The organism is Streptomyces tricolor, from assembly GCF_002155905.1.
Classification (GTDB): domain Bacteria; phylum Actinomycetota; class Actinomycetes; order Streptomycetales; family Streptomycetaceae; genus Streptomyces; species Streptomyces tricolor.
Genome location: NZ_MUMF01000961.1, coordinates 1 through 2367, shown reverse-complemented (window position 1 = coordinate 2367; position 2367 = coordinate 1). Strand labels below are relative to the sequence as shown.

The 2367-nt window shown below is 75.6% G+C and carries 3 protein-coding genes; 1 reads left to right on the top strand and 2 read right to left on the bottom strand.

The genetic code is table 11. From position 1 onward, the window contains the following. On the top strand, positions 1-1250 hold a 1250-nt coding region (locus tag CCN44_RS41930), incomplete at its 5' end, for a hypothetical protein (RefSeq protein ID WP_086704496.1). A 16-nt stretch (positions 1251-1266) separates the two neighbouring features. Here CCN44_RS41930 and CCN44_RS41925 read toward each other — a convergent pair. Together CCN44_RS41925 and ypfJ are read right to left on the bottom strand one after the other, a co-directional pair. Continuing rightward, a complete protein-coding gene (locus CCN44_RS41925; protein ID WP_223283932.1) occupies positions 1267-1683 on the bottom strand; it encodes a VOC family protein in 417 nt (138 codons plus the stop codon). Positions 1684-1751: 68 nt separating this feature from the next. Next, a partial coding sequence (gene ypfJ / locus CCN44_RS41920) for a KPN_02809 family neutral zinc metallopeptidase (protein WP_107502186.1) occupies positions 1752-2367 on the bottom strand: 616 nt, incomplete at its 5' end.

Sequence of the window (2367 nt, the reverse complement as noted above, 5' to 3'; positions counted from 1 at the left end):
CCGGCGCGGCCCGCGTCGCCCGCTGGGCCGATGCCGCGCTCGGCCCCGGCCGCGCCGGCGCCACCACCGACGGCAAGGCCACGCTCTCCGCCGCCACCGCCGAACGCGCCGCCGCGGAACTGGGCCTGAGCACCGCTCAGGTCCGCGCCGACTGGGACACCGCCCGCCTCGCCGGACTCGTCGAGGTGCACGGCGACAGCGCGCGCCCCGGCTGGCGGCTGCGCGCCTGGGACCGCGACGACAGTGCCGTGCTGCGCGGCTGGGTCGCCCTCTTCGACGCCTGGTCGCTCGCCTGCCCGGAACCCGACGGGCACGAACCGGCCGCCGTCGCCGAGGTCGTCTCGGCCATGCCCCAGGTGCTCTCCTTCCTCCAGCTGTCCGCCGGCCCGGTCCCGGTCGAGCAGCTGCTCGACCTGCTCCAGCAGCGGGTCACCGAACTGCGCACCGAACGCTGCGAGGTCTCCTACGAGCCCGGCACCGGGCAGCCCGCCGGATCCCCGGACCCGGTGGACCCGGCACCCGCCGCGGACACCCCGCTCGCCCCGCTGCTCGACTGGGCGCTGCGCGCCCTGGCCTCCGTCGGCGCCCTCACCTACGGCGACGGCCAGGCCACGCTCACCCCGCTGGGCAGCTGGGCGGTGTGGGTCAAGCTGGAGCAGATCTGCGTGGCCGCGCAGAGCCCCGCCGGCAACATCGAGCAGTCCGCCGAGGACATGCTCCGCGGCTGCGCGCAGCTCCGCCCCAACGCGGCCCGCGCCGAGTACCGCGCCTGGCTCGCCGCCCGCCCCGTCGGCAGCGCCGTCACCGAGCTGATCGGCGCCGCCCGCGGCGACGACGCCCTGCTGCGCGGCCTGGCCTTCGAGGCGCTGCGCGTCGTCGGCGCGCCCGCCGAACCCGACGTACGGGCCGTCGTCGATGAGCCGGCCCTGCGGCCGTACGCGCTGCTGTGGCTCGCCGAGCACGACGGCGTCGACCCGGAGGACGCCCACCAGGTGCTCACCCGGGAGGAGGCCACCTGGCTGTGGGTGGACACCGCCGCCGCCGTCGCCGACCACGGCGAGGCGCCGATGCTGGTCCGGCACCTGGAGTCCGCGGTGCAGCCCTCCGTGCCCCAGCTGCTGGACGAGGTCCGCGCCGTCGGCCACCCGCGCACCGTGCAGGTCCTGGTCGCGCTCGCCGCCGCCCACCCCGACCCGGCGCTGGCCAAGGCCGTGCGCCGGGCCGCGTTCCAGGTGCACACCGGGGGATGAGCGGCGGGGGAGCGGCTCAGACGCCGATCTCGGGGGCGTACGTCCCGAAGCTCCAGATGTTCCCCTCGGCGTCCCGGGCCATGTAGTCCCGCGAGCCGTAGTCCTGGTCCGTCGGGGGCATCAGGATCTCCACCCCGTGCTCCACGGCCCGCTGGTGGTGCGCGTCCACGTCGTCCACCACGACGTACACCCCGGCGGGTCCGGCGTCCTTCATCGCCGCGTCGAAGAGGCCGCCGCGGCCCTTGGAGCCGATCATCACCGCGCCGCCGCCCTGGACCAGCTCGGCGTGCATCACCGTGCCGTCCTCCGTCTCGTACACCGACAGCTCGGTGAAGCCCAGGCCCTCCGTGAGCTGCCTGATCGCCGCCCTGGCGTCCGCGTACAGCAGCGTGGGGTAGATGCTCGGCCGTGCGCCGCCGCCCGTGCCTGCCATGCCGATCACTCCTTCGCGCATCGGTTCCGCCGTGTTCCGAAAGTCTCGCAGGCGGCACCGACAACGCCTCAGCGGAAGGTGTCGCACCGCCCCATGTCGCCGGTCCGGTACCCCTGCTCGAACCACTGCTGCCGCTGCCGCGCCGACCCGTGCGTCCAGGTCTCCGGCGTCACCCGCCCCTGGAACCGCTCCTGGATCCGGTCGTCGCCCACGGCCGCGGCGGCGTCCAGGCCGTCCCTGATGTCGGCGGCCGTCAGACGGGTGACCAGCGGGCGCCCGGTCGACTCGTCGGGCGTGCTCGTCGCGTGCCGCGCCCAGACGCCCGCGTAGCAGTCCGCCTGAAGCTCCGTGCGCACCGAGGCGCTGTCCGCGCCGGCCGGGCCGTCCTGGGACCGGCCGAGCACGCCGAGCAGGTCCTGCACGTGATGCCCGTACTCGTGCGCCACCACGTAGGCCTGCGCGAAGGGGCCGCCGGAGGCGCCGAACCGGGTCCGCAGCTCGCCGAAGAAACCCAGGTCCAGATAGACCCTGCGGTCCCCGGGGCAGTAGAACGGCCCCACCGCCGAGGTCGCCGTCCCGCACGCCGTACCGACCCGGCCGCCGAAGAACACCGTCGGCGAGGGGCTGTACGACCGCCCCCGCCGCCGGAACTCCTGCCGCCAGTAGTCCTGCACGCTGTTCACC

What these genes read in the sequence shown, in the direction of transcription:
- CCN44_RS41925 (WP_223283932.1), bottom strand. Translation starts at nt 1,683, where the DNA reads ATGGCAGGCACGGGCGGCGGCGCACGGCCGAGCATCTACCCCACGCTG.